Below are 20,413 nucleotides of genomic sequence, written 5' to 3'. Positions count from 1 at the left end.
TCCTTCGATGTTGAGCGCATTGAACCTTTTTAATCTCCCGTCAGGGCGGTGTGGATGCGGTGGAAGTCGGATTCGCGGTCGCGGGTGCGGAAGGGGAGAGAGTACACATATTTTACGCCAGAGCCGGGGTGGGGGTGGGTGCGCTCCGATACTGGCATGGCGTCATCCGAGTCCGGACGGCCGCGCTTCGCCCAGGCCTGACGCACCACAGTCGGCACCTGCCTTCCGTTCGCATCATAGACGTACGCGCCCTGGCCACGGCCATGGTCATAGTCGTACAGCACAGCGAACTGCGTCCGATAGATCGTGCACAGATCCTCCACCGGCACCCCCAGCGTCATCGCCACCATCACATCGATCTCTGCCTGAGCATTCCGACGATCCTCCGCCCGACGCAACGGCACGTCCCGCGTCCACACCGGGCCCACCGGACGTTCGTCATAACGCTCCAGGATCGGCGCGTCATCGAGGAAGGAGTCTTCCCAACACTCAGCCCACAAGTCCGCATAAGCGTTTGTGAGACAGTTGAGGCGGAGTGCCCGCAGCGCAATGCGAGGGGCTAGTGGGTGGCCAGTAGGTACGAGTGGTAGGCGCTCGAAGTCCTGATTAATGATGTCGTTACGAGAGCGGGCGCGGATTTGAAAGTCGGCGAGGAGGGTTGAGGCATCAGCGAGGATGAGAGGTAGAATAGTGGTGCCTATTGATGGGGGTGCCGCGCTGTAGATAGGGTTAACATGTGCGCTGCCGGGAGGGATGATCGCCGGGATGAGGGTGCGCTCGCCGGTGTTGGCGGCCATGCGGCGCCACGCGATGCGGTAGTGGTCGCGGGCAGAGGACTCACCCCAGTGGGTATAGAGGCGCTCGTACGTGGCGCGGTCGCCCGCAGGCTTGTACTGGGTCACCGGCCGGGCGCCGGCAGGAAGAGCCTCAAAGTCAGTTGAGGTCCAGTCCTGATTGTGCTTCATCGTCGCGTTCGGGCTCTTGTACAGCGGTGTTGAGACGTGAAGGTGTGGTCCTTGAAGGATCGCATCCTCCCACGACGCCTCACCCCAGGTCTTGATGAAGAGACCCTTCGAAAAGTCTGCTGTCTCATGCCAGCCAGCGGAGAACTCCAGTCCGAGGCTACCGATCCGCGAATGCGACGCGAGGATGGTCAGTGTGCGTGCTGCCGCAGAGTTCACCGTTGAGACCATGGGCGTAGACCGCCAGTCCTCGGCCTCGGTCACGGCCTGCCAGGTCCGCAAGACCGACTCGTCCACCTGCTGGATCCGCGCCGCATGTGGGCGGAGATCCCACGTGCCGGTGTGAGGATCTTTGAAGCCAGGCTCTTCACCACTGCCGTCGTGGAGGAGCGAGCGCATCGCTGTCTCAGGGTGATAAAGAGCGGTGGCATGGAGGAAGGTCGTCGGTGTCTCTTGGCTGTAGATATGAACTCCGTAAAACTTGTGGTGCTCGATGTCGAACAGCTGAAGCTCATTGATGAACTGCCAGTGGCGACGCAGGTGCCGATAGGTCGCGGCACGGAGCTCAGGAGTCTTGGCATCCGTGAAGTGACTCTCAAGATGAATTAGTCCAGAGACGCCCCGCTCACTCTGGTGATCCCAGACCTGGCACATGAAGGCCCGATAGAGATCGGGCTGACCGCTCAGCAACGGATAGATGCTCGCATCGCTCAGCAGCTCGGACTGGACGATCACTTCCGTCGTACCGTCGATCACCAGGTCCCGCACACCGTCGCGCGCCAGCGTCCCAGGCAGACGCGCGTTCTTGGCAGCAACCGAGGGCTTGCTGGTTAACGTCCACCACGGGTCGGCTTCCGCCAGCAGGGCATTGACGTCCGTGCGCGGGCGCACCCACGGCGGGTTGCCCACCTGGAGGTCGAAGCCACCACAGGCGAAAACGGGGGCGAAGTCGAGCTCCCAGTGGAAGAAGCCCTGTTCGGCAGCTGTCTTGCGCACGACCTCCAGCCAGCGGTTATCCGGGTCAGCGAAAATGGCTGTGACCGGGCGGGCGCCGGCAAAGCCCAGCTCGACGGCCTCCACATCCTCCAGCTGAGCCCAGGTGGAGGCCTCAGCCAGCGTCCCATCAGTGCCCTTGACGTCCTTGAGGGCCTTTCCGACAATCCCCTCCAGGGCATCGAGCCACTGCTCTAGCGTCGGCGGAGCCACGTTCGTCGTCAGCGGCCAGTACCACAGGGCACACCACGCATCCATCACCAGGCGCAGTCGCCGGTAGGCCGAGTTGTCATCGGCCAGGTAGGCCTCAATCTGCTCACGGCTCACGCCCGAGCTGGTAGAAGGAGCCGACTGCTGCCCCCACAGGTCGATGCGTCGGGAAGCCTCCGCCTGGGCCACCCGCAGGCGCCGCAGACTCAGCTCCCAGAGCACCTCCACCCGCCGCGCCAGCGCCGTCAGCCGCCTCGTCTGCGCCAGCGTCGGCGGCTTGGTCACCTCCTTGCGCCAGGTCTTGAGAGCCTTCAGACGCTCAGCGTCCACGAGGTCCCGCACCTGCTTGGGCACCTCCACCGCGCTGCCCCAGCCCCTGGCCGGCAGGAGGAAGTGGTGGATGCGATCCGACACGTCGATGGCCTCACCCAGGCGGCGGGCGCCGTCGTCGCCATCCAGCACCTCAGCCACCCGACTGAGCGGCTCAGCCACCGGCGCGCTCTTCAACCACGCGCCCCTCTTCAGTTGAGAGACCGAGTACAAGGCCCGCTTAGCGCCCACGAGCGAGTTGCCGCGCCGCAGCCGCAGACCGAACCACGGTGCCGCCAGGCCCGCGACCATCGTGTCCAGCCACAGGGAGACCTCCGCCAGCTCCACCGCCGTCGCATTGAGGTCCACCCCATACACCTGGTGCAGCGCCAGGTACGCCTTGACCTTCGCCAGCTCGCGGGGACGCTCCTGCGGATCCACCCGCCGGCCCAACTCCCGCTCCCGGCGCGACAGGTACTGCTCCGCCAACTGACGCACCGCCTCGATCGCGAAGGCCCCCGAACCCAGAGCCGGCTCACACACCGTCAGGCCCAGCACCTCCTCAGCCGTCGTCGTGCGGCCCTCGCAGTCCAGCAGCTCGGCCAGCGCCTGCTGCACCGTGAACCGGGTGAGCACCTCCGGGGTGTAGAAGGAGGCCGAACGCTGCCGGTCCCGGCCCGAGAGCCTAAAGACGAACTCGCCCGCCTCATACGTCACGTTCCGGCGCTCCCCAGTGACCTCATCGGCCACCGTCACGAAGTCCCGCTCCTCAAGGCCCTCCATGACGTCACGCGGCACCACCCACGAGCCCTTCGAGGCGTCCCCGCCCGGGGCCACCTCCCACAGGCGCTGCCTGGCGAAGGAACCCGTGTAGCTCATGAGGCCCTCGTAGACCGCGCCCAGCTGGTTGATGCCCAGCTCCACGTAGGAGATGAAGCCGCGACCCGCCTTGCCGCCCTCCTTCGTCAGCAGCAGGCTGCGCAGCACCCGCAGCATCGCCGCGTTGCCCAGCCCCACCTCGTCGATGAGCGCCGTCGCCTCAGGGCGGAACAAGTCCGCGCGCATCGGCTGGAACACCAGGCCGTCGACCGGCGCCTGGCCATCCTCACCCGCCGCCCGGGCGTCATGGCCCTTGTCCACCAGAGTGAACAGCAGGCCCAGGGACTCATAGATGTGCGTGCCCGACTGGGAGGACTCCTCATGCAGCTCGCGCAGGCACAGCTCGCGCAGACGCTCCAGGCCGTAGCCGGCGTCGTACTCCGCGGCCCCCACCGGCAGCACACCCAGCTCCGGGCTCGCCTCCGCATACAGCAGGAAGATCATCCGGTAGATGAAGCGCAGCGACTGCAGCGCCAGCGGCTGCGCCGCCGACTGGGGGAGCGGGGCCAGACCCTGCGCCGCACGACGACGCACCACCTCATTCGCGATGACCTCGATCGAGGAGCGCACCCCCTCGCGCAGGTCCTGCGAGACCCCCACCGTGTGCGCCGCCGACTGAGCCAGCGTCACCGCCCACCACGTCTCACCCTCCGGGCCGGGTACCAGGCTGGCTGCCTCCAGGCAGGCCAGGGCCCGCTCCACCTCACCGCCGCGCCTGAGGTCGTGGCGCTCGACGACGAGTTGGACGTCCACCGCCAGCCACCGGCCCTCCGGCCAGCGCTCCTTCTCCGCCACCAGTGCCCACCGCCCCGCCAGGACCAGGGCGAAAGCCGGGCCGTGCTCGTCCGTCATAAGCGTGGACAGTGCCCGGGACACCGACTCCACCGGCTCAGCGCTCTCCACCGCAGCTGCGGCCGGGTCGGCCAGGTCCACCGGCTGCCACGGCTCAGCCAAGGTCTGGCCGTCCTTGACCAGCAGGTCCTCCACCGCCGTGGCCGGGCGGGCCCGCAGCAGAGCCACGGGAGCCGGGCCCTCGTCACCGACGGGGCGCACCAGCGTCACGGGGCCGCGCTCGGTCAGCCGGTACTCCGCAGAGGCAAACCCCAGGACCTCGCGCAGCAGGCCGTCCAGCTCGGCCGAGGCCTCAAGGGCGCCGGCGGTCAGGGCCTCCTGCCCGCCCGCGACGCCGCCGTCCGACGGCCCGCCGTCGTCGGCCACCATCAGCGCCGCCAACAGCTCCTCCAGCCGTGAGCGGGCGGAGCGCAGGCGCGTGCGGGGCGTCGGTACGGGCGTCGCAGCGCCGACCGCCTTCTCCAGGTCCTCCCACTCCTTGCGACGCTCCAGCACCCGCGCCAGGAAAGACCCCTTGGTGGCGTCAGTGGTGAAGTAGTGCTCACTGATAAAGTCCTCGCCCACAACGAGCGCGTCCGACACCGCCATCAGCGGCCTCCTTCCTCAGCGCTCAGCCGTGGTACGACGACGAGCAGTGGCCGGATAAGCGTGTGGGCGGGGGAGTGCTGCGCGATCAGCTCGCGCTCCTGGCTCACCGTGCGGCGCTGGGAGCGCAACTGACGGTTCTGCAGGAGCCGGCCGGCGTCGTCATCCCACGAGTCCACTCGCGCCGCCCAGGCGTCCACCCGCCTCTTTGCTTCCGCCGTGGCCACAGTAACCACCGTCTGCATCTGCTTGTCGGCTGCATCCACCGCCGGGGCGATGAGCGCGCCGAGCAGGTCCAGGTCCGCGGGCGCGCCCGGATTCATCTGCCCCGGGCCCACCCCGACCGCTGCGAACATGGCTGCCGGTGAGGCGTGCACTGTGGTCAAGGGGACAGGCGTGAGCGCGCGCCCTGCCGCCACATTCGCCCGGGCCGCCTCCACGTCCAGGACGGGGAAAGCCACGCTCGCGCTCACCATCGACACCGTCCGGCCCGCCCGGTTCGACAGCGTCCCCAGCAGCAGAACCGTGGGGGCATCCACCTCGCCGTGGATGGCGAAGACCGACGAGCGTCCCAGACGCGCCAGCACCCGGTCACCGGCCCACTCCAGCACCGGGTGCAGTGGCCCCAGGTAGTGGGCCTCAGGCCAGGAGGAATCCGACTCATCGCGTAGAGCCTGGGCCAGCAGCCGCGCACCCTTGCTGGCCGTGGTCGCCAGCAGCAGGCGCTCGCGCACCCGACGCTCCTGCAGGTAGGACTGCGGCAGGGTTTCCAGGCGGGCACGCAGCCCCGGCGGGGGCACGAGTTCAGCCACATGCTCCACGCCGTGCTCACGCCACGACACCCCGCCGGCGCCCGATATCGGGTCAGCCTTCTCCTCCGGACGCTCATAGAGCTCTGTCAGCGCCTGGCGCAGGTAGTCCACCTGCGAGGCGTACAGAGAAGTCGGCTCAGACGACGTGGTGCTCAGAGGGGCAGGAGCGGGTGAGTGCGCGGGAGTGGCGTCGGGGCGCTCCGGAGTGGCGTCGGGGCGCTCCGGAGTGGCATCGGTGCGCGCCGGCGCCGCCCCCGTCAGACGCGCGAACAGGGCCGCCATCGGGTCGCGCTCAAGCGCCTCGTCCACATCCGGCACGACCTGGTCGATATCCGTGCCCGCCGCCAGCGCCTCACGAATCGCCTTCTCCTCCTTCTCACCGGAGTACAAGCCCATGAGAGAAGCGGCGTCACCCAGCGCCCGGTGCGCCTGCTCCTCCTTCTCCATCAGACGGGTCAGCACCCGCACGTCACCGGAGAAACCCGGGTCCGCAGGGCTGAGCAGCAGGGTGGTGATCTGGGGAGCCACCTCCTGGCCGTAACGGTCGATACGGCCATTGCGCTGCTCGATACGGATGAGCGACCACGGAATGTCGTAGTGAATAAGCTCATGGCACTGGGCGTGCAAATTGACGCCCTCCGAGGCCACATCACCCGTCACCAGAATGCGCACAGGCGTGTGCGACTGGCGGAAAGCCTCCACAATTTCCTGCTGCTCCACGTCCGAGAGGCTGCCGTGCATGACGCGCACCGCCTCCGCCGGCAGGCCCAGGTCCTCACGCAGGTGCTCCGCCAGCCAGTTCAGGGTGGCGATGCGCTCGGCGAACACGACAACCCGCTGCGGCGAGCGGCGTCCGATACCGATCCGCTTCAGCTCCTCCAGCAGCGCCCGGTACTTGCCCGAGTCCGTCGTGTTCGCCACTGCGGCCAACTCGCGCAGCCGGGTCAGGGCCTGCGCCTGCTCCGAGGTGGCCAGAGCGTCTTGGCTGGCCGCGCGGGAGAGGCGCCGCGCCAGGCGCTCGTCGATCGTCTGGATGAGGGCCGCCGGGGAGGACAGGAAGGCCTTGGCCAGCGTCCACGAGAAGAGGGCGTCTCCACCCCGGCCGTGGCCCGGGACCAGCCCGGGCGCCGCGGTGCCGTCGGGCCGGTGCAGCCAGGAACGGGACAGCTCTGCGGCCACCGCCTCCTCCGCGCCGGAGGGCTCCACCAGCCGGTTGACCGGGGTGAGCCGCTCCTTCCACCGGCCGCCCACGACGTCGCGCACCTGAGGTGAATGACGGTGACGGCGGATGACGAGCCGGCGCACGGCCTCCTCGTCAAGCTCGCCGTCGGGGTGGACCGCCGTCGGCTCCAGCAGCCGGATGAGCTCGGCGAAAGAGGCAGGATCCCCATTGTGCGGGGTCGCCGAGGCCAGGATGAGGGCATCGGTCTGACGCGCCAGGATGTCCGCCAGCCGATTGTTGAGCGTGCCGCGGTTAGTGACGTTGTGCGACTCATCGATGACGACGGCATCCCAGCGCTGACGGCGCAGGTGGTTGAGGTAGCGGTCAGACTTCAGCGTGTCGATCGAGATGATCGCGCGGTGGTAGACGGAGAACGGGTTGCGAGTGGCCGGCACCGAGCGCCGCACCCGCTGGATGCCCACCGAGTCCAGGCGCACAAAAGGCAGGGCGAAGCGCGACCACATCTCATGCTGCATCTGCTCAAGCACATGGCGCGGCGTGACGATGAGGATCCTCTCGCCCCTGCCGCGGCGCACGAGCTCGGCCAGGATCATGCCGATCTCCAGGGTCTTGCCCAGCCCGACGGCGTCGGCCAGCAGGATCCGGGGGCGCAGGTTCGCCGGGTTAAGGGCCTGGCGGACCGCGGTGAGCTGGTAGGGCAAGGCGTCAGCCAGGACGTCGCCGACCACCGCCAGGTCCGTAGAGACGGCGGGTAGCGGGGTCTTGCGAACCGTCGCCTCCAACCACAGGCGTGACAGGCGATAGCCGGGTGACGGGTCCGCCAGCACGCGGGTCAGACGCGGGTCCACCGGGGTGATGCGATCCAGGCCGGCGCTGAACTGGGCGGTGGTGTCCTGCACCAGCTCGGACAGGCCCTGGACGGTGATGAGCAGGCCGTCGGCGTTGTGGGAGACCTGGGTGACCAGCCACTCCTCATCGCGTACGCGCACCACCGAGCCGGGGGCGACGTCGGGGGAGGCAGGGGCGGTGCTTGGGGAACCGGATGGGGGAGGGGCGGGCATGGCCGTGGTCACGGACATGATCCTAGGCAGCGGGGAACGCCTCCGGGGCCCTCCCTGGGCGCGCGCCGTGCTCACCGGCGCCCGCGCGTGGGCAGTGTTGGCCATGACGCTGGTCTCGATGTTCCGTGAGTGGGCCGGGTGTTCGCTTCGGCGAGCCCGTCGGTCGTGTCGTGCGCCTGCCATAGGATGGTGATCGCAACTGTGGAGCCAGCGCGGGAGGAGGCGCCAGTGGCCGGTCATGGCTCGCATATCACGGCGTTGGTGCGCTCCCACGCTGCTGGGGATGAGGAAGCCTTCTACGCGGTCGCCCTCCAGGTGGCAGCTCGGGAGGCGCGCCAGGGGCATCACCGCCTAGCCGCTGACCTCAAGAAGGCGGTCGAGTCGTCCCGTCGTGCTGCTTCGCCTGCTCCGTTGGCTGCTGTGGCGACTCTGCCGCGTCCCCAGGGCGAGGCCGCCGACCTCGTCGAGGTGAGCAGCCCTCGAGCGCATCTGCGTGACCTGGTCATCAACGCGGACCTGGCCGGACAGGTCGCCCAGGTCATTCAGGAGCAGCGGCAACGAGCCGTCCTCCTCGAGCACGGCTTCGTCCCCATGCACCGGCTGCTTCTTGAGGGGCCGCCCGGAACGGGGAAGACGATGACCGCTTCGGTGATTGCCTCCGAACTGTCTCTTCCCATGTGCACGGTCCGCCTCGACAGCCTTCTCAGCAAGTTCATGGGTGAGACGGCCTCAAAGCTGAGGGTCATCTTCGATGAGATCGCCACACGTCGCGCGGTCTACCTCTTCGACGAGTTCGACGCGCTTGGCGGGGACCGAGCGGGCAACGACGTCGGAGAGGCCCGGCGCATCCTCAACTCCTTCCTCGTCTTCTTGGAGGGAGCCAGTGCGGAGTCCATCGTCATCGCCGCGACGAACCACCGCACCATCCTTGACCGCGCTCTCTTCCGGCGCTTCGACGCCGTACTGACCTACGCCCTGCCCACGAGCAAGCAGGCGCAGTCGGTCATGCGCAAACGGCTGGGCAGCCTGGTCAAGGGCGTCAGCTTCAGTGGTCTCAGCCCGTTGACGGACGGGCTCAGCCATGCAGACCTTGTCAAGGCGGCCGAGTCCGCCGCCAAGTCGGCACTTATGCGAGGAGATGACGGAGTGACCCGCAGTGATCTCGAGACAGCGCTCGTCGTACGTCGGTCGGCCAGTCTCGCCTGAGGACCACGATGTCCCCGGCTGCCGACAACCTCGACCACCTGCTCGTGCGCGATCGCGTCGAGCCGAAGAGTTGGGTGGCGCGCGGAGGCGGAGAGAGTGCGAGGCGCGCAGTGGATCGCGCCGTTCACGGGCAGCGGATTCTTGACGAGGTCGCGGGGGTGTTCGCGTCCACGGACGAGTCTCGAAAAGTGGATGATGTAGAGGAGGTTCTTCGTGCTACCGGCACGTACCTGACCCTTGAGGGGGAAGCGGCCGAGTTCCCCCTCCAGTTAGATCGTCTGACCTCCTTAACTGCGCACCGTAAGACGCTCAAGAAGCCGAAATGGATCCTGCTGTCCGTTCATGAGGCGACCGAGGTCTCCCCGGAACGTGCCGTCATCTGGGTGGCCGACGAGTTTAGATCTCATTTCCTTAAACTGTTTGAGGAGTATCTTGATCCTGAGAAGGATAGGTGGTCGAAGGACGGTGAGAGAAGTGCTCCGAAGAACAGTGGGTTGGTAGCCAATATCTCTCGGGTTCAAGGTGCTTTCTTGAGGGATCTGTGGACTTCTCAAGGAGAGCCGCCCGAGGAAGGGAAAGTGTGGTGGGAGTTATGGCTCGATATGCGCCGGGAACGTCCTGGACTCCTGGAACGGGTCCTGATGGCGTACAACCTGGAGACTCTCGACCGGCATGTCCGCGTCAAAGACTCGCTCGTCGTCCATGTTAATTCGACGTGGCGAGACCTCGGGCCGCTGACTGCTACTGATCTTCCTCTGACTGAGGTGCGCGTGCCTTCCTTCATCGACACGATCGAAGACCTCGATGTCGACGAACGGATGGAGTACGTTGTTGACCTCGCGGGCAGGGTGAGTGCGGCGAGTGAAGATGCTCCCGCGGTCTGTCATCTCGACACCGGCGTGTTCCGGGAACACCGGCTGCTCCGCTCGTCGCTGGCGAGCCGGGATCAGCATACGGCTGTTGGAGGACCTGGCAATGATGCTGATGGGCACGGCACGTCCATGGCGGGATTGGCGCTGTACGGTGACCATCTCGATGACCTCTTGCAGGGACTCGGGGGCGTCGCGTTGCAGCACCGCCTGGAGTCGGTGCGTATTCTGCCCGAACGACGTTCTGGGGTCGCGGGGGAGCCGCCACGAACCTATGCTGATACCACGATCGAGGCAGTCTCCCTTCCGGAGATATCCTCCCAGCGGCGACGAGCGTTCTGCATGCCGATCAGTGCCACCTCCGAGTCGAAGCCTGGGCAGCCGACCCTGTGGTCGACGGCGATCGATGCCCTTGCGGTCGGCACGGACATCGTCGTGAGGGGGAACGAGGTTGGCCTCATCTCGGCGCCGGACCCTGAGGCTGCCCGGCTTATCATCGTCTCCGCTGCTAATGTTGACCGCTATGACCAGGACCATCTGGCGAACTCCGATCTCCAGCCGATTGAAGATCCCGGACAGTCGTGGAACGCGTTGACCGTCGGAGCGTACACGGAGCTTGACTCTCTACCCTCGGATCCGACCTATCGCGGGTACCGCCCGCTGGCTCCAGCAGGTGAGCTCTCGCCTCACAGTCGGACCTCCCTGCTCTTCGGGGACCGGAGTTGGCCGATCAAGCCCGAGATCTGCCTGGAGGGAGGGAACGTGCTCTCTGACGGGCGGGGGATGTTCGAGCCTCGCCATTCGCTGCTCTCGCTGCGCTCCACCGGTCATCGAAATGACGTCGCCCTGACCTCGGCCAACGCGACGAGTGCCGCAACCGCTCAGGCGGCGAGACTTGCGGCTCTGGCTATGGCTCGTTATCCGTCGTACTGGCCGGAGACGATTCGTGGCCTTCTTGTGCATGAGGCCCAGTGGACGCCCGCCATGCGGCGCAGTCTTGATATCTGCGGCAAGAAGAGTGAGCGTGCCCGGCTGCTTCGTCGATATGGATGGGGAGTCCCAACCGAGGAGGCAGTTCTCTCTTCGTCCCAAAGTGCAGTGACGATGGTGGTTCAAGACCGGATCATGCCTTTTGCTGATGATTTCAAGATGCACCAGATGCGTCTACACTCTCTGCCGTGGCCGCGTGAGGTCCTCGAGAGTCTCGGCGATACTGATGTCCGACTTCGGTTGACGCTGTCATACTTCATCGAGCCGTCTGGCACGCGTCGTGGATGGAACGGTAAGTACACCTACTCCTCTCACGGGCTCCGATTCGATCTCCAGGAGTCGACTGAGAGCGTCGATGAATTTATTGCGCGAGTGAACAGAGGGGCCAGGGATGAGGAAGAAGGGGGTCAGGGGTGCTCCAATGATTCTCGTCGATGGTTTCTTGGGAAGCGGGCCCGGGGTGTAGGCTCATTGCATCAGGATGAGTGGGTCGGAGCAGGTGCTGAACTCGCCGCTTGCGGTCACGTTGTCGTCTATCCAACCGGAGGCTGGTGGAAGAACAATCGGAGGCAGGATCGATTGGACGTTCCTGTCCGCTATTGCCTCATCCTGTCTCTGGCCAGCGGCGAGCAGGGCGTCGACCTGTACACACCGATTGCGGTTGAGCTCGGCGTGCGCGTATCGACGACTGTTGGAGTGGGCTGACAGGTGGTCGCCCAGGAGCGAATCCTGAGCCGCAGGAGATGTTGCGTGCGTCGCCGCGAGGAGGCGCCGGCACCTTGATCTCGATGGTGACACGAGTTGGTCGGGCCCCTCCAGGATGAGGTCGATCTCGTGGCTGCCGCCCTTGGTGCGAAGGCGTCCAGCCTGCGTGGGCGGGGGCTGAGGGACGGCTGGCCTGCCCGGGGCGTGTCGCCCGATGGGGGCTGGCTGCCGCCCCGCGCCCCGTGCCGTGGTCCCTGACCAGGCCGAATATGGTGCGCGCGGGCGAGGCGTTTATCCTTTCGTCATGCGGCACGGCGCGAGGAATAGGCGAAGGCCGGGGTGGTGGCAGATCGTCCCCTCCTGCGCGCTCGTGCTCAGTGGGGCCGCGATGGTTGGCGGCTACGCGCGCGCCCACGACGACGTCGCCCTGCCCGGCACCACCGTCGCGGGGCAGGACGTCAGCGGCCTCGACCACGACCAGATCGTCGGCCTTGTCTCCAACCGCTTCAACGAGGCTCAGGTGACCATCCGCGTCGGGGGCAGCAGTCAGACGGCCACCCTCGCCCAGGCCGGGGTCGTCCTCGACGCCGACGCCACCGCCAGGGCCGCCGTCGCCGGCGCGGGCTCCTTCGGCCCCACCCTGCGATCGATCATCGGGCCCCGCGAGGTCATCCCCGCGGTCGCCCTCGACGAGGACGCCTTCGCCGGCTTCCTCGCCTCCGCACAGGCCCTGGCCGGCACCGCCCCCGTGCCCGCGCGGATCCAGCTCAGCGCCGACGGGACCGCCTTCGAGGTCGTCCCCGACTCATCCGGCACCGGCGTCGACGGCGCCGCCATCCGCGCCTCCCTGACCACCTCCGCCCGCTCGCTGAGCGGCGGCGACATCACCGTGGCCGCGGCCCCGCAGGAGGCCCCGACCACCACCTCCCACGCCAAAACCGCCGTCACCGAGGCCAACGCGCTCATCTCCGGCGCCGTCATCCTCACCGGCGCCGGCTCCTCCTGGACGGCGACCACCGCGGAGAAGGCCTCCTGGGTCACCACCACCGCCACCGATGAGGGGATGACGGCCCGGATCGACCCCGCCAAGGTCCGCGCCTGGGTGGACGCCCGCGCCGCCGAGGTGGACAAGGCGCCGGTCCCTCAGATCACCAACGTCGACGCCGCCGGCAACGACCTCGGCCTGGCCCGCCCCGGCCGGCCCGGAACGCGCACCACCAACGCTCAGCAGATCACCGACGGCATCGTCTCCTCCCTGAGATCCGGGACCGATTACTCCGGGGCCCTCGCCTCCGAGCCCGTCGCCCCCTCCGCCCGGACCCGTGCCGTCCCATCGGGCCCCGAGCGCTTCGCCTACCAGGCCGCCGACGGCGAGAAATGGGTCGACGTCAACCTCACCGACGACACGATGACCGCCTACGTCGGCACCACCGTCGTCCACGGACCCGTCAACATCAACCACGGCGAGGAATCCGGCGAGTGGGCCACCAAGCTCGGCACCCACCACGTCTACCTTAAGAATGAGTCCCAGGACCTCGGCTGCGCCCCCGACTTCCCCTACTGCCAGAAGGCCGTCCCCTGGATCGCCTACTGGGATGGCAACTTCGCCATCCACGGCGCCCCCTGGGCCACCGATTTCGGCTACGACTCCGGCCAGGTCAGCCACGGCTGCGTCAACGCTCCCGTGGAGGAGGCCCGCTGGTTCTACGACTTCGTCGAGATCGGCACCACCGTCGTCACCCACGAATGAGTCCCGCCCGTCGCGGCGGGCGGGCCGCCGTCGGGACGGGCCCGGTGCCGGTTGTGCCCAGCGCCATAGGCGGGGGCTCCCGGCTGTTTTCACCGCTCACCGGCGAGTGCCATAGGATGACCGGGATTGACGCCATCCATGGGCGTCCGCCGGACGACGGCGCACCTGCAACCCAGCATTCGGAGTAGATCCCCGTGAAGAGCACTGTCGAGAACCTAGACCCCGCGCGCATTAAGCTGACCGTGGAGGTCCCCTACGAGGAGCTCAAGCCCAGCCTCGACGCCGCCTACAAGGAGATCGGCTCGCAGGTCCAGATCCCCGGCTTCCGCCGCGGCCACGTCCCCGCCCGCATCATCGACCAGCGCGTCGGCCGCGCCTCCGTCATCCAGGAGGCCGTCAACGCCGAGCTGCCTAACCGCTACCGCGACGCCATGGCGGAGTCCGGCCGCGTGCCGCTGCTCCAGCCCGAGGTCGAGGTCACCGAGTTGCCCAACGTCACCGGCGCCAACGGCGGCCAGCTCGTCTTCACCGCCGAGGTCACCGTGCGCCCCGAGTTCGACCTGCCCGAGCTGGACGGCGTCGAGTTGACCGTTGACGCCGTCGAGGTGGGCGAGGAGGACATCGACTCCGAGCTCGACTCCCTGCGCGCCCGCTTCGGCTCGCTGAAGTCCGTGGGCCGCAAGGCCAAGACCGGTGACTTCGTCACCATCGACCTGACGGCCGTCATCGACGGTGAGGAGGTCGACTCCGTCTCCGGCGTCTCCTACGAGATCGGCAAGGGCAACATGCTCAAGGGCCTGGACACGGCCCTGCGCGGCCTCAAGGCCGAGGAGTCCACCACCTTCACCACCGAGCTCGCCGGCGGCGAGCACGCCGGTGAGGAGGCCGAGGTCACCGTCACCGCCTCCGCCGTCAAGCAGCGCGAGTTGCCCGAGGCGGACGACGAGTTCGCCCAGATGGCCTCCGAGTTCGACACCATCGCCGAGTTGCGCGAGGACCTCGCCAAGCAGGCCACCAACCGCAAGACCGCCGACCAGGCCGTCGCCGCCCGCGACGCCCTCCTCGACCTGCTTCGTGAGAAGGTCGACTTCGAGGTCCCCCAGGCCGTCATCGACAACGAGATCACCCAGCACCTGGCCGCCGAGGGCAAGGAGGGCGACGAGGAGCACGCCGCCGAGATCAGCGACGACGTCGCCAGCAGCGTGCGCGACCAGATCATCCTCGACGTCCTCGCCGAGACCCTCGACGTGCGCGTCGACCAGAGCGAGCTCCTGGACTTCCTCTTCCAGACCGCCCAGCAGTACGGCATGGAGCCCGGCCAGTTCATGCAGGGCGCCCAGCAGGCCGGCCAGATCCCGGCCTTCGTCTCCGAGCTCGCCCGCAACAAGTCCCTCGCCCTGGCCCTGCGCCAGGTGACCGTCAAGGACTCGGCGGGCAAGGAGCTCGACCTCAGCGAGTTCATCGGCTCCGATGAGGCCGACGCCGCCGCCATCGTCGACGAGGTCGAGCGCGTCGCCACCCCGGCCGACGCCGCCCAGAAGGACGGCTCGGCCGGCTCGGCTGGCTCCTCGCCGTCCAGCCCGTCGTCGGCCTCCTCCGCCAGCGCCGAGTGAGCCGTTAGGCCCGGGCCATCTGAACGCGGGGGCGCCCCCATCCGAGGAAACGGATGGGGGCGCCCCTCTTATCGCGGGTGGAGTCGCCGGCGCGGTCACTCGCCGTCGACGTCGACCATGACGAGCTGCATGCGGCAGGCGGTGACGGCCGTGAGGGCGTGGCGGTCGCCCGGGGCCAGGTAGACGACGTCGCCCGCCGCCAGGCGCTCGGTCCGCTCACCGACGGAGAAATCCATCTCCCCCTCCAGGAGCGTGACGACCACCGCCTTGGGGGAGGCATGCTCGGTGAGCAACTGGCCGGCGTCGAAGGTGAAGATCACGGTGCGCAGGACGTCGTTGTTGACGACGACGCGCGAGGTCGTGGCCTCCTCGGAGACGGGCAGGGCCTCGTTGAGGCCCAGGCGGAACAGGGATTCCGAGACGGGCGTGGTGGGCATGGTGGGTGCTCCTTTCACGGTCGGGGATTGGCGGATGGGTGAGCGGACGGGTGGATGGGGTCGCGCGGGCCCGGCGTGGTGGGCCCGGCGTGGTGGGCCCGGCGTGGCTGGGCCGGCGTGGCTGGGCCGGCTCGCCCTCAGGCGGAAGCGGGCTTGCGCGCGACGATGCCGACGGCGCTCAGCAGCTCGCCCTGCGCCCGGAAAGTCTCCCGCATCGCCTTGACGCGGTCCAGGGCCCCGGGCGTGCGCCGCACGGCGCGCCAGAAGCGGAGGGCCCCGACGATCCCCTCGTCGGCGATGAGGCGGCGGGGCTCGAGTAGGCGCATCGGGGCCGTCCCGGTCCACACGACCTCCAGCCCGGCCTCTGTCAGGAGGGCGCGCCACTCCTCCTCGGCCAGCGGCCTGGCCCCGACCTTGATGATCCGGGACAGGCGCTTGCGGGCGGCCTCCCTTTCCTCCTCCCCGCGATCGGCGCGCAGGGCCAGCTCGTGGATCGCGTACCGGCCCCCGGGGGCCAGGAGCCTGGCGGCCTCGGCGACGATCGCCCTCTTGCCCTCCTCCGACTGCATGGTCAGCATCGCCTCGCCGACGACGAGATCGGCCTCGCCTGTGGGGAGCCCCGTGTCGGCGGCATCGGCGACGACGTAGTCGGCCCGCGGGTGCCCCGCGAGGACGGCGGCCACCTGCTCGCGGCCCTCTGGGTTGGGGTCGACGGCCCGGTAGGAGGCGGGGGAGGACCTCAGGAGGATCTCGGCGGTGCGGCCCACGCCCGGCCCCAGCTCGACGATGCGCTGCCCCGGGTGGATGTCAACGGCCTTGAGGAGGCGGCGGGTGAGCTCGATGCCGCCGGGGCGCAGCACCCGCTTGCCGAGCTTGGCGAGCAGCCAGTGCCCCTGCATGCGCGAGGCCTCCGGTCCTTGGCGCTGGCCGTGGACCGCAGAGGCGCTCATGCCCTCGTCCCGGGATGGGTGATGCTCCGCCGCCATGATTAATCCCTTCGACAGTCGTGAAAAATGAGAATGAGGTCAGACTAACCTGATCACCGGGCCCGTGCTACCCCTCCGGTGAGGGAGGCGGCCGCCCGGCGAACCCTGTGCCGTGAGCGAAAAGGCCGCGGGGGCGGGCATGGCGCTTCGCCGCCTCGCGTTAGCGTTGACCCACCGACACGAGAGGACAGACGTGAGCGAGTTCCACACGCGCCCCGGCGCGGCCGCCGCCCCCAGTGCCCATGAGGGCCAGGGCGCGGGGCTGGGCCTGACCGACTCCATCTACAACAGGCTCCTCAAGGAGCGCATCATCTGGCTGGGATCGGAGGTGCGCGATGACAACGCCAACGCCATCTGCGCCCAGATGCTGCTGCTGGCCGCCGAGGACCCCGACAGGGACATCTACCTCTACATCAACAGCCCTGGCGGCTCGGTGACCGCCGGCATGGCCATCTACGACACCATGCAGTACGTCCAGCCCGACGTCGTCACCGTCGCCACCGGCATGGCCGCCTCCATGGGGCAGTTCCTGCTCAGCGCCGGAGCCAAGGGCAAGCGCTACCTGACCCCGCACGCCCGCGTGCTCATGCACCAGCCCTCCGGCGGCGCCGGCGGCTCCGCCACGGACATCCGCATCAACGCCGACCTCATCATCAAGATGAAGCAAGAGCTCGCCGAGATCACGGCTGCCAACACCGGCCACACCGTCGAGGAGATCATCGCCGACTCGGACCGCGACCACTGGTTCAGCGCCCCCGAGGCCCTTGAGTACGGCTTCGTCGACCACATCGTGCGCTCCAGCCGGGAGATCGGCCACCAGAACGGGGAGAACTGATATGAGCACTCGTCCCTACTTCGAGGCCATCGCGCGCCAGATGGGCCCCGCTGGCGCGGTCGGCGCTGCGGCCGCCATGCCGCAGTCCCGCTACGTGCTGCCCCAGTTCGAGGAGCGCACCGCCTACGGCTTCAAGCGTCAGGACCCATACGCCAAGCTCTTCGAGGACCGCATCGTCTTCATGGGCGTCCAGGTCGACGACGCCTCCGCCGATGACATCATGGCCCAGCTCCTCGTCCTGGAGTCCCAGGACCCCGATGGCCTCATCACCATGTACATCAACAGCCCCGGCGGCTCCTTCACGGCGCTGACCGCCATCTACGACACGATGCAGTACATCAAGCCGCAGGTGCAGACCGTCTGCTTGGGCCAGGCCGCCTCCGCTGCCGCCGTGCTGCTGGCCGCGGGCAGCCCGGGCAAGCGCCTGGCCCTGCCCAACGCCCGCGTGCTCATCCATCAGCCCGCCATGGAGGGCGTGCACGGCCAGGCCAGCGACATCGAGATCGTCGCCGACGAGATCGACCGCATGCGCGCCTGGCTGGAGGACACCCTGGCCTCGCACACCGGCCGGGACCGCGACATGATCCACAAAGATCTGGAGCGCGACAAGATCCTCACCGCCGCCGCCGCCAAGGAGTACGGGATCGTCGACCAGGTGCTCAGCCCCCGCAAGGCCGCGCCCTCCCCGCACTCGTCCTGACGCCCCGTGGCGCTCGATGGGTGCCATTGGCCCTGAGTGGTGCCATCGGCCCTGAGAGGTGCCGATTCCACCCACAGGTGCGTCCTCCCCGCACCAGTGGGTGTAGATGGCACCGCCCGGGGTGGATGGCACCGCCCGGGGTGGATGGCACCGCCCGGGGTGGATGGCACCGCTCGGCGCGGCGGGAACCGACTGGTGCGTCCTCCTCACACTCCTCCTGGCATCCCGTGGCGCTTGATGGGTGCCATTGGCCCTGAGTGGTGCGATCGGCCCTGAGAGGTGCCGATTCCACCCACAGGTGCGTCCTCCCCGCACCAGTGGGTGTGGATGGCACCGCTGGGTGTGGATGGCACCGCTCGGTGTGGATGGCGCCGCTCGGCGCGGCGGGAACCGACTGGTGCGTCCTCTCCGCACTCGTCCTGACGCCCCGTGGTGCCCGATGGGTGCCATTGGCCCTGAGTGGTGCTGATTCCACCCACAGGTGCGTCCTCCCCGCACCAGTGGGTGTGGATGGCGCCAGTCGGTGTGGATGGCACCAGTCGGGGTGGGTGGCACCAGTCGGGGTGGATGGCACCGCTCGGCGCGGATGGCACCGCCCGGCGCGGATGGCACCGCTCGGCGCGGCGGGCACCCCCGGCGCCCCGCCACCGGGTGGGTGATCGCTCAGGGGCTCGCCGGGCACGGCCCTCGCGCTGGGACGCTCGACCTAATAGGCTGGCGGCACCCCGTTCCCTGATACCAGCGTCGCTCCCCGCGCCGCCTGGGAGCGGACCCGACGACACTAGGGGGACACGTGCCACGCAATGCTGAGAGCGTCGACCTGCTCAAGTGCTCCTTCTGCGGCAAGAGCCAGAAGCAGGTCAAGAAGCTCATCGCCGGCCCCGGGGTCTACATCTGCGACGAGTGCATCGAGTTGTGCAACGAGATCGTCGACGAGGAGCTCGGCTCCGGCTCCGTCGGCGTGCCCCTCGAGCTGCCCAAGCCGCAGGAGATCTTCGATTTCCTCAACGGCTACGTCATCGGCCAGGAGGGCGCCAAGCGGGCCATGAGCGTGGCCGTCTACAACCACTACAAGCGCGTCCAGGTGCGCGAGCGCGCCGTCGCCGAGGGCGACGGCCTGGAGCTCGGCAAGTCCAACATCCTCCTGCTCGGCCCCACCGGCACCGGCAAGACGCATCTGGCCCGCACCCTGGCCAAGCTCCTGGACGTCCCCTTCTGCATCGTTGACGCCACCGCGCTCACCGAGGCCGGCTACGTGGGGGAGGACGTGGAGAACATCCTCCTCAAGCTCATCCAGGCCGCCGACGGCGACGTCAAGCGCGCCGAGAAGGGCATCATCTACATCGACGAGATCGACAAGATCGGCCGCAAGGCCGAGAACCCCTCGATCACCCGCGACGTCTCCGGCGAGGGCGTCCAGCAGGCCCTCCTGAAGATCATCGAGGGCACCACCGCCTCGGTCCCCCCCGGGGGCGGGCGCAAGCACCCCCACCAGGAGTTCCTCGAAATCGATACGACGAACATCCTGTTCATCGCCGCCGGCGCCTTCGCCGGCATCGAGGAGATCGTGCGCGCTCGCCAGCGCAAGGAGGTCGGCGTCCAGCTCGTCGGCTTCGGCGCGACCCTGGCCAAGGACCAGGCCAAGGACGTCTTCACCTCCCCGGTGCGCCCCGAGGACCTGCACACCTTCGGCCTCATCCCCGAGTTCATCGGCCGCCTGCCCGTCATCGCGACCGTGCAGGACCTCGGCGTGCCCGAGCTCGTGCGCGTCATGACCGAGCCCAAGAACGCCCTCGTGTCCCAGTACCAGTACCTCTTCGGGCTCGACGGCGTCGAACTCGTCTTCACCGACGAGGCCATCGAGGCCATCGCCGCCAAGGCCCTGGAGCGCAAGACCGGCGCGAGAGGCCTGACCTCCATCGTCGAGGAGGTCCTGGGAGAGGCCATGTTCGAGGTGCCCTCCATGCCCGAGGTCGGGCGCGTCGTCGTCGACGCCGATGCCGTTGGCGGCACCGCCCGCCCCCGCTACGAGGCCGGTACCGGCTCGCTCAGCTCGACCCGCAAGGCCGAGCACGGCAGGAGCCGGACCGCATGAGCGCCTCCGAGGCCGTTGAGCGGGACATCCCCGGGGTTCCCGCCGACCTCGCGCGCTACCGCGTCACCATCGACAATCTCGACGCCGCCCTCGTCCACCTCCTTGCCGAGCGCTTCCGCTGCACCCAGCAGGTCGGCGAGCTCAAGGCGCGCCTCGACCTGCCGCCGGCGGACTCCGAGCGGGAGGCCCGCCAGGTAGCCCGCCTGCGAGCGCTGGCCAAGGACTCCGGGCTCGACCCCGTCTTCGCGGAGAAGTTCTTCGCCTTCATCGTCGCGGAGGTCATCCGCCACCACGAGGAGATCCGCGACGAACTCTCCGCCTGAGCGGCCCTCCTGGAGCCCGCCTGAGCGGCCCTCCCGGAGCCCCGGGCCCGGGCGCGCC

General features: G+C 68.4%; 12 protein-coding genes. 8 read left to right on the top strand and 4 right to left on the bottom strand.

Features of this window, described 5'->3' with window-relative positions; genetic code table 11:
- Nucleotides 1-29 precede the first annotated feature (29 nt).
- Together GVV76_RS02615 and GVV76_RS02610 are read right to left on the bottom strand one after the other, a co-directional pair.
- Entirely contained in the window at nt 30-4,793 is a 4,764-nt protein-coding gene (locus GVV76_RS02615; RefSeq protein WP_159624791.1) for a class I SAM-dependent DNA methyltransferase, read from the bottom strand.
- A complete protein-coding gene (locus GVV76_RS02610) occupies nt 4,793-7,858 on the bottom strand; it encodes a helicase-related protein (RefSeq protein ID WP_236263164.1) in 3,066 nt (1,021 codons plus the stop codon). Before GVV76_RS02610 ends, GVV76_RS02615 begins: the two co-directional genes overlap by 1 nt.
- Before the next feature lie 216 nt (nt 7,859-8,074).
- Between GVV76_RS02610 and GVV76_RS02605 the strand changes: the two genes are divergently transcribed.
- From GVV76_RS02605 to tig, 4 genes are all read left to right on the top strand, one after another.
- Nucleotides 8,075-9,052: an AAA family ATPase gene (locus GVV76_RS02605; protein ID WP_159624789.1), complete on the top strand. Its 978-nt coding sequence runs from the start codon at nt 8,075-8,077 to the stop codon at nt 9,050-9,052.
- 8 nt (nt 9,053-9,060) lie between these two features.
- Complete coding sequence (locus GVV76_RS02600) at nt 9,061-11,616, top strand: S8 family peptidase (RefSeq protein ID WP_159624787.1); 2,556 nt, start codon at nt 9,061-9,063, stop codon at nt 11,614-11,616.
- A 304-nt stretch (nt 11,617-11,920) separates the two neighbouring features.
- Nucleotides 11,921-13,366 (top strand): L,D-transpeptidase family protein, encoded by a 1,446-nt coding sequence (locus tag GVV76_RS10550; RefSeq protein WP_159624785.1) that lies wholly within the window; start codon nt 11,921-11,923, stop codon nt 13,364-13,366.
- Between the two features lie 194 nt (nt 13,367-13,560).
- Nucleotides 13,561-14,979, top strand: coding sequence for a trigger factor (gene tig, locus GVV76_RS02590; RefSeq protein ID WP_159624783.1), 1,419 nt, complete (start codon nt 13,561-13,563; stop codon nt 14,977-14,979).
- A gap of 95 nt (nt 14,980-15,074) precedes the next feature.
- On the opposite strand, the gene GVV76_RS02585 is transcribed toward tig, so the two are convergent.
- Both GVV76_RS02585 and GVV76_RS02580 read right to left on the bottom strand, forming a co-directional pair.
- Nucleotides 15,075-15,416, bottom strand: a complete 342-nt coding sequence (locus GVV76_RS02585) for a cupin domain-containing protein (protein WP_159624780.1) — start codon at nt 15,414-15,416, stop codon at nt 15,075-15,077.
- 137 nt (nt 15,417-15,553) lie between these two features.
- Nucleotides 15,554-16,366 carry a class I SAM-dependent methyltransferase gene (locus GVV76_RS02580; protein WP_236263162.1) on the bottom strand — a complete coding sequence of 271 codons (813 nt, stop codon included), beginning with the start codon at nt 16,364-16,366 and terminating at the stop codon, nt 15,554-15,556.
- 229 nt (nt 16,367-16,595) lie between these two features.
- Here GVV76_RS02580 and GVV76_RS02575 point away from each other — a divergent pair, with 229 nt between their 5' ends.
- The 4 genes from GVV76_RS02575 (at nt 16,596) to GVV76_RS02560 (ending at nt 20,355) form a co-directional block, all read left to right on the top strand.
- On the top strand, nt 16,596-17,237 hold the full coding sequence (locus tag GVV76_RS02575) for an ATP-dependent Clp protease proteolytic subunit (RefSeq protein ID WP_159524559.1): 642 nt from the start codon (nt 16,596-16,598) through the stop codon (nt 17,235-17,237).
- Nucleotide 17,238: 1 nt separating this feature from the next.
- Complete coding sequence (locus GVV76_RS02570) at nt 17,239-17,937, top strand: ATP-dependent Clp protease proteolytic subunit (protein ID WP_159524560.1); 699 nt, start codon at nt 17,239-17,241, stop codon at nt 17,935-17,937.
- A gap of 793 nt (nt 17,938-18,730) precedes the next feature.
- Nucleotides 18,731-20,032 carry an ATP-dependent Clp protease ATP-binding subunit ClpX gene (gene clpX / locus GVV76_RS02565; RefSeq protein WP_159624778.1) on the top strand — a complete coding sequence of 434 codons (1,302 nt, stop codon included), beginning with the start codon at nt 18,731-18,733 and terminating at the stop codon, nt 20,030-20,032.
- Nucleotides 20,029-20,355, top strand: a complete 327-nt coding sequence (locus tag GVV76_RS02560; protein WP_159524562.1) for a chorismate mutase — start codon at nt 20,029-20,031, stop codon at nt 20,353-20,355. Before clpX ends, GVV76_RS02560 begins: the two co-directional genes overlap by 4 nt.
- The last annotated feature ends 58 nt before the right edge of the window (nt 20,356-20,413 follow it).

Source organism: Actinomyces sp. zg296 (genome assembly GCF_009829695.1).
GTDB lineage: Bacteria > Actinomycetota > Actinomycetes > Actinomycetales > Actinomycetaceae > Actinomyces > Actinomyces marmotae.
This window is presented reverse-complemented; position numbering and strand designations above follow the sequence as displayed.